The sequence below is a fragment of the Saccharopolyspora sp. NPDC002686 genome (genome assembly GCF_040295745.1).
In the GTDB taxonomy this organism is placed as follows: Bacteria; Actinomycetota; Actinomycetes; order Mycobacteriales; family Pseudonocardiaceae; genus Saccharopolyspora; species Saccharopolyspora oryzae.
The window spans coordinates 1-6,132 of sequence record NZ_JBEOVY010000419.1 but is presented as its reverse complement, the minus strand read 5'-3'; the positions used below and the strand labels follow the sequence as shown (position 1 = coordinate 6,132).

The window sequence follows — 6,132 nt, the reverse complement described above, 5'->3', positions numbered from 1 at the left end:
CCCGGCACCGCGATGCGGGTTCGATCACCCCCGACGACCTGATGGCCGCGCTGACCACGTCGGTGCGGCAACGGCAGTCTGGAGCGGGCGGTCGCCTCGGGCATGGGGGTCTGCTCGGTGCTCATGCGCGGCGGTACCCCTCGAGGATCGAGTCGTCGACCTCGGGGAGGTTCACGACGATGTTGTCCGGTGTCCGGCAGGTCAACCACACGAGTTCCTCGGTGGTGCTCATGTTGCCCTCGACGTGCGGCATGAACGGCGGGACGAACACGAAGTCGCCCTCGGTCATCTCGATCCACTGCGAGTAGTTCTCGCCGTACCAGATCCGGCCGGTGCCCTTGAGCACGTAACCGCCGGTCTCGGCCTCGCCGTGGTGGTGCGGCAGCGAGCGGTAGCCGGGCTCGTTGGAGACCTTGCCGTACCAGATCTTCGTCGCCGGGGTGTGCTGCGGCGAGACTCCGGAGATCCGCACCGCGCCGCCGGACTGGCCGGTGCCGGTGTCCTCCTGCCCGGCCCGCGTCACGACCGGGACGGAGTCGAGGTCGAGCTCGTCATTCATGCGGAACCTCCTTTGCCGGGCCGGGATTCGCGTCCCGGCGCGTGGTTTCGATTCGGATCGGGGTGCGCAGGACGCCGACGCCTTCGAGGTCGACCTCGACCAGGTCGCCGTCGGCGAGGGACCTCGGCGGGGTCTCGGCGGCGCCGACACCGGCCGGGGTGCCGGTCAGCACCACGTCGCCGGGTGCCAGCGCGGTGAAGGACGAGATGTAGGACAGCAGCGCCGCGGCGTCGAAGACCAGGTCGGCGGTGTCGCCGCGCTGGACGACCTCGCCGTTCACCCGGCAGGTCAGCGCGAGCCCGGCGCCCGGGTCCAGTTCGTCGGCGGTGACCAGGACCGGGCCCAGCGACGTGGTGCGGTCGAACGACTTGCCGGGCAGCCACTGCCCGGTGTGGCGCTGCCAGCTGCGCACCGACAGGTCGTTCGCGGCGGTCCACCCGGCGATCGCGGCGGCGGCCTCGGCGCGGGTGGCCCGGTGCAGCGGCGCCCCGACGACGGCGGCGAGCTCGGCCTCCCAGTCCAGGCCTTCCGCCCAGTCCGGGACGGTCACGACGTCGGACGGCCCGGTGAGGGTGTCGGCGAACTTCGCGAACAGGGTCGGGTGCTGCGGGACCGGAAGGCCCATCTCGCGGATGTGCCCGGCGTAGTTGTGCCCGCAGCACACGACTTTCGACGGGCGGGGCACCACCGGGGCCAGGTCCAGGTCAGCGGGCATATCCGGGGCTCCGGCGAGAGCGCTCTCGGCGATGTCCCGCCATGTCGGGTGCCCCAGCAGCTCGCCGACATCGGCGAAGGGAAGCGGCACGACGCTCCGCTCCGCGACCACGACGGCACGAGTCGCGCCGTCCACCCGAGCCGTTCCGAGCCGCATCCCCACTCCAGAAATATGTCGTTCCTATGACGATCGACAGGAAAGCACAATCTCTCCAGCGGGCACAAGAGCGCCTGTTCCGCTGGACCGATCGGCGTATTCGCACAACACAGCTCGGAAGAACTAGTCGGCCAGAATCCTTGTCCCGCACTGCGAATCATGCTCTCATTACCGCCGTTACAGACACGGCATGTTCGTGCCTAGCGTTGATACCGGGACGAGGGCTGGCGATGGCAGATCAACTCTTCTGGAATCCCAAGACCGAGCTGATGCCCCGCGAAGACCTGCGGGCGCTGCAGCTGGCCAAGCTGCGCAGGGTGGCGGAGTGGGCGCAGGCCCGCAGCTCGCACTACCGGCGCACCTTCGCCGAAGCCGGGTTCCACCCCGACCAGCTGCGCACCTGGGCCGACATCGACCGGATCCCGTTCCTCACCCGGGCCGAGTGGATGGCCGGCCAGGACGCCCTCCCGCCCTACGGCGACCTCCCGGTCACCGGCCCGGAGAACGCGATCCGGATGCACACCACCAGCGGGACCTCCGGCAAGACGCCGCTGCGCGCGCTGGACTCCCGCAAGGACTGGTCCTGGGCCGCGGAGATGTGGTGCTACGCGCTGTGGGGCGCCGGGGTGCGCCCGCACGACATCGGCTACGTCGCGTTCGGCTACGGCTCGTTCATCGGTTTCTGGGGCCTGCACAACGGTTTGGAGAAGCTCGGTGCGCTGACCATCCCCGGCGGCGCGCAGACCACCGCGCAGCGGGTCAAGCAGATCCAGGACTTCGGCGCGACCGTCGTGGCGTCCACCCCGACCTACGCGCTCCGGCTGGCCCAGGAGGCCGAAGCCCTCGGCATCGACCTGCCAGGCGGGCCGGTGCGCGCGGTGATCCTCTCCGGCGAACCGGTCGGGGCGATCAAGGAGACCAAGGCGCTGATCGAGAAGCGCTGGGGCGCCAAGGCTTTCGACACCGCGGGGATGACCGAGGTCTCGACGATCTTCATGTTCGAGCCGAGCGAGCAGCCCGGCGGTTCGCACATCATCGAGGACCACTTCATCGAGCAGGTCATCGACCCCGACACCGGCCGCGAGGTCCCCTACGGCGAGCGCGGCGAGCGGGTCTGCACCTCCTTCGGCCGCAGCACCACGCCGCTGCTGCGCTACCGCACCGCGGACCTGGTGGTGAAGGTGCCGCACACCGCAGCGTCGTCCGGGCGGACGTGGGACCTGTACGAGGGCGGGATCATCGGCCGCGTCGACGACATGAAGCTGGTCCGGGGCACGAACGTCTACCCGGGCGCGGTGGAGTCGATCGTGCGCCGGTTCCCCGAGATCGAGGAGTTCCAGATCCGCATCGAGCGCTGCGGCGACCGCGACGAGATCCGGCTGCTCCTCGAACCGTCGCCGGTGGTGGACGACGCCGCCTGGGAACTGCTCTCCGGCAAGCTCGGCATCGACCTCGCCGAAGCGCACGAAGGCCTGCGGTTCCTGCTCGAACGCGCCGCACCGGGCGAGCTCCCGCGCCCCGAGCTCAAGGCCCGCCGGCTCACCGACCTGCGCCCCACCAGCTGAGGAGACGCCCATGACCACGCCCACGCCCCGCGGCGGAACGGATCTGCTGGGTCGGCCGCTCGCCGACGACGAGCAGGCGATCCTCGACGTCTACCGCGCCATCCAGGCCGCCCTGGCCCGCGACCTGCCGCCGTGCGCGGCCGCCAACCTCCGGGCGGCGCTGGCCCCGGTCGCGGTCACGATCACCGACCTCGGCCTCTGCTACGAGCACCTGACCGATCTGTCGGTCTGACCACCCCCGTTCTCCGATCCAGCGAGAGGAACTCCGCATGTCCACGACCACCTCGTCGATCCAGCACGTCAACCCGGCTGAACTGGCCAAGCCCTCGGGCTTCACGCACGCGGTCCGGTGGGGCGACACCGTCCACCTCTCCGGGCAGACGGCGTTGGACGCCGACGGCCGGATCGTCGACGGCGACATCGTCGACCAGTTCCGCCGGGCCCTGAGCAACGTGGTGACCTCCCTGCGCGAGGCCGGTGGCTCCCCCGAGAACCTGCTGTCCGTGCGGATCTACCTGACCGACGTCGCGGGCTACCAGGCGCGCGGCCGCGAGATCGGGCAGGTGTGGAAGGAGCTGTGCGGCCGCACCTACCCCGCGATGACCGGTGTCGGCGTCACCGCGCTGTGGCAGCCCGAAGCCCTCGTCGAGATCGAAGCCGTCGCCGCCATCCCGTCCTGAACTCCGCCCGGTCGCCGCTGGTCATGCCGTTGCCGACGTCGGTCCGATGGCGGCGATCCCGGCCTCGCCGGCTGGGGTGAGCCGAACGCTGCGGGGCACGGTCCCGCGGCTGATCCACCCGAGTTCGAAGAGCCTGCTGGTGAGCGCGGTGCCGAGCGGTCCGGCGAGGTGGTGGGCCTGTTCCGTCCAGTCCACGCAGTAGCGCAGGGGACGCCGTTGGTCGAGCGCCTTGGTCGGCAGGCCCCATTCGGCCAGCGCTGCCGCGCCGTGGGCGGTGAGGCGGTACTGGCCGCCTTTGCCGGGTGCGGAGAGCCGGTCTCCGGCGATCTCGGGACGGTGGCGTCCGTCGCCGCCGGTGATCCAGCCTGCCTCGAGCATCCGCTGGAACACGTGGACGCCGAGCTGTCCCGCGAGGTGGCGGTAGCAAGTTCGCGCGTTGCGAAGTGCGCCCGCTTTGGTGTGCTGGCGCAGTGAGGTGATGGGGGTGCGTGGCGCGAGCCGCGCCAGCGCCTCCAAGACGCCTTCGACCTCGTGACTGGCCAGCCGGTAGTACCGGTGCCGTCCTTGCTGCTCGACTCGCACGAGGTGGTGGTCGAGCAGGATCGCCAGGTGGTTGCTGACGGTGGACGCGGCCACACCGGCTTCTTCGGCCAAGCGCCCGGCGGGCAGGGCTCGGCCGTCGGCCAACGCCATGAGCACCCGGGTGCGCCTCGGGTCCGCGAACGCGCTGGCGACGTGCGCGATGTCGGGTTCGCCCGCCGGAGAGCTCGGAGCGTCCATGCCCCGATGGTAGGTGCGAAATGTTTCGACCCGGGCTGAAGCTTTTCGCCGCGAGGATCGGGGCATGCACCGCAGCGCACACGACACCACAAGAACGACTCCGCAGAGCGGAGGCGCTGGGACGAACTGGCCGCTGACGATCGGGCTGTGCGCCGGCTACTTCCTGGTGCTCCTCGACGTGACAGTGGTCAACGTGGCGCTCCCGCGGTTGGACGCGGACCTCCACGCCGGGACCGGGCTGGCGTGGGAGGTGGACGCTTACACCGTTCCGCTGGCCGCGCTGCTCCTCGCGGCCGGTGCGGTGGGTGATCGGCTCGGTCATCGGCGCTTGGTCGTCATCGGGTTCGCCGGGTTCGGCATCGCCTCGATCGCCTGCGCGCTTTCATCCTCGATCGCGGTCCTGATCGTGGGCCGGGCGTTGCAGGGCGTGGCCGCGGCCCTGATGCTGCCGGGAACGCTGGCCATGTTGTCGCAGGCAGCGCCCGACGAGCGAGCCCGCGCCCGAGTGATCGGGCTGTGGGCCGCAGTGGGAGGTGCGGCGTTGCCGGCGGGCCCGGTGGTGGGCGGACTGCTCGTGCAGGCAGCGGGGTGGCGGGCCGTGTTCTGGCTCGGCGTCCCGATCATCGTCCTCGCGTCGGCTGCTGTGCTCACTTCGGCAGCTGGAACGCCTCGACCAGCAGAGGAACGCGGTGTCGACTGGGGCGGCACGGCTCTCCTGGTCGTCGCGTTGGGATGTCTGGTGACCGCAGTCATCCAGGGGCCCGGCAATTCCGCGCTCGGCGGAGCGATGCTCCTGGCCGCGGTGTGCGCCGGGGTTGCGTTGTGGCACGTCGAAAGGGCGGCACAGCAACCCCTGCTGCGCGTTCCGCCGGCGGCTCGGCGCCCCCTGGCGATCGCGTGCGGGATCGCCGCGACGATGAACTTGTGCGTGCAGGGCGCGTTGTTCGTGCTCACTCAGATCTTCCAGACCGTTCACGGGCTCAGCCCGCTGGCGGTGGGCCTGGTGATGCTGCCGGCGATGGCACCGCTGCCGCTGCTCGGCACGGTCTCGGCCAAGCTCACGAACAGGTTCGGTTCCTGGCGGACCAGCGCGCTGGGGCTGCTGATCGCCGTCGCCGGGTTCACCGGCTTGGCCCTGACCATCCGCGACGCGGTGGACTATCCGGCCCTGCTGTGCTCGCTGGCCGCGTGGGGCACCGGAATCGGCATCCTCACACCGGGAATCGTCACCGCCGCCATGCGTTCCGCTCCCGGCTCGCCGGGGACCGCATCGGGCGCCAGCAACACCTCCCGGCAAGCCGGCGGAGCAATCGGGGTGGCCGTTTTCGGCGCCGTCGCCGGAACACCGGCAGCGCCGTGGTTCGCCCAGCACGTGGGAATCCTCATGTGGGCAGGCGCAGCAGCGTTCCTCGTCGCTTCGGTGGTCTGCTTCCTCCCGGCCGGAACCCCGAACTGACCCCCTGCGGTTCGTCCTCAGTCCGCACCGGGTTCGGCGCCGTCGAGCACCAGAACAGCGTGTTCGCGGGCCGGGCCGGCGAGACGCGCGCGCAGGTCCGCGAACAGCTCCTCGGCCCGCACCCCGACCCTTGACCTCCACCACGTCGTGCTGGTCGACCTCCAGCTCGCGCAGCAGGAGTTCGAGCATGTTCTCGCTCATCGTGTCGGTGACCTCGAGCC

Annotated in this window: 7 protein-coding genes; 4 read left to right on the top strand and 3 right to left on the bottom strand. The window is 70.8% G+C overall.

The window, feature by feature from the left end; genetic code table 11:
* Positions 1-121 precede the first annotated feature (121 nt).
* Together ABTZ89_RS34325 and ABTZ89_RS34320 are read right to left on the bottom strand one after the other, a co-directional pair.
* Complete coding sequence (locus ABTZ89_RS34325) at positions 122-559, bottom strand: cupin domain-containing protein (protein ID WP_351052698.1); 438 nt, start codon at positions 557-559, stop codon at positions 122-124.
* Complete coding sequence (locus ABTZ89_RS34320; RefSeq protein WP_351052696.1) at positions 552-1,430, bottom strand: fumarylacetoacetate hydrolase family protein; 879 nt, start codon at positions 1,428-1,430, stop codon at positions 552-554. Before ABTZ89_RS34320 ends, ABTZ89_RS34325 begins: the two co-directional genes overlap by 8 nt.
* 230 nt (positions 1,431-1,660) lie before the next feature.
* On the opposite strand from ABTZ89_RS34320, the gene ABTZ89_RS34315 reads away from it, so the two are divergent.
* From ABTZ89_RS34315 to ABTZ89_RS34305, 3 genes are read left to right on the top strand one after another with little or no spacing between them, the layout of a single operon-like run.
* Complete coding sequence (locus tag ABTZ89_RS34315; RefSeq protein ID WP_270947179.1) at positions 1,661-2,995, top strand: phenylacetate--CoA ligase family protein; 1,335 nt, start codon at positions 1,661-1,663, stop codon at positions 2,993-2,995.
* A gap of 10 nt (positions 2,996-3,005) precedes the next feature.
* Positions 3,006-3,227: a hypothetical protein gene (locus tag ABTZ89_RS34310; RefSeq protein WP_270947178.1), complete on the top strand. Its 222-nt coding sequence runs from the start codon at positions 3,006-3,008 to the stop codon at positions 3,225-3,227.
* A gap of 37 nt (positions 3,228-3,264) precedes the next feature.
* Entirely contained in the window at positions 3,265-3,675 is a 411-nt protein-coding gene (locus ABTZ89_RS34305; protein ID WP_270947177.1) for a RidA family protein, read from the top strand.
* A 21-nt stretch (positions 3,676-3,696) separates the two neighbouring features.
* On the opposite strand, the gene ABTZ89_RS34300 is transcribed toward ABTZ89_RS34305, so the two are convergent.
* Positions 3,697-4,455 carry an ArsR/SmtB family transcription factor gene (locus ABTZ89_RS34300; protein ID WP_351052691.1) on the bottom strand — a complete coding sequence of 253 codons (759 nt, stop codon included), beginning with the start codon at positions 4,453-4,455 and terminating at the stop codon, positions 3,697-3,699.
* 64 nt (positions 4,456-4,519) lie between these two features.
* Between ABTZ89_RS34300 and ABTZ89_RS34295 the strand changes: the two genes are divergently transcribed.
* The gene (locus tag ABTZ89_RS34295) at positions 4,520-5,911 is read left to right on the top strand and encodes an MFS transporter (protein ID WP_351052688.1); all 1,392 of its coding nucleotides are present in this window, start codon (positions 4,520-4,522) and stop codon (positions 5,909-5,911) included.
* Positions 5,912-6,132 lie beyond the last annotated feature (221 nt).

Excerpts from the sequence above, each read along its gene's own strand:
- ABTZ89_RS34325 (WP_351052698.1), bottom strand. The coding sequence starts at position 559 with ATGAATGACGAGCTCGACCTCGACTCCGTCCCGGTCGTGACGCGGGCC.
- ABTZ89_RS34320 (WP_351052696.1), bottom strand. The coding sequence starts at position 1,430 with ATGCGGCTCGGAACGGCTCGGGTGGACGGCGCGACTCGTGCCGTCGTG.
- ABTZ89_RS34315 (WP_270947179.1), top strand. The coding sequence starts at position 1,661 with ATGGCAGATCAACTCTTCTGGAATCCCAAGACCGAGCTGATGCCCCGC.
- ABTZ89_RS34310 (WP_270947178.1), top strand. The coding sequence starts at position 3,006 with ATGACCACGCCCACGCCCCGCGGCGGAACGGATCTGCTGGGTCGGCCG.
- ABTZ89_RS34305 (WP_270947177.1), top strand. The coding sequence starts at position 3,265 with ATGTCCACGACCACCTCGTCGATCCAGCACGTCAACCCGGCTGAACTG.
- ABTZ89_RS34300 (WP_351052691.1), bottom strand. The coding sequence starts at position 4,455 with ATGGACGCTCCGAGCTCTCCGGCGGGCGAACCCGACATCGCGCACGTC.
- ABTZ89_RS34295 (WP_351052688.1), top strand. The coding sequence starts at position 4,520 with ATGCACCGCAGCGCACACGACACCACAAGAACGACTCCGCAGAGCGGA.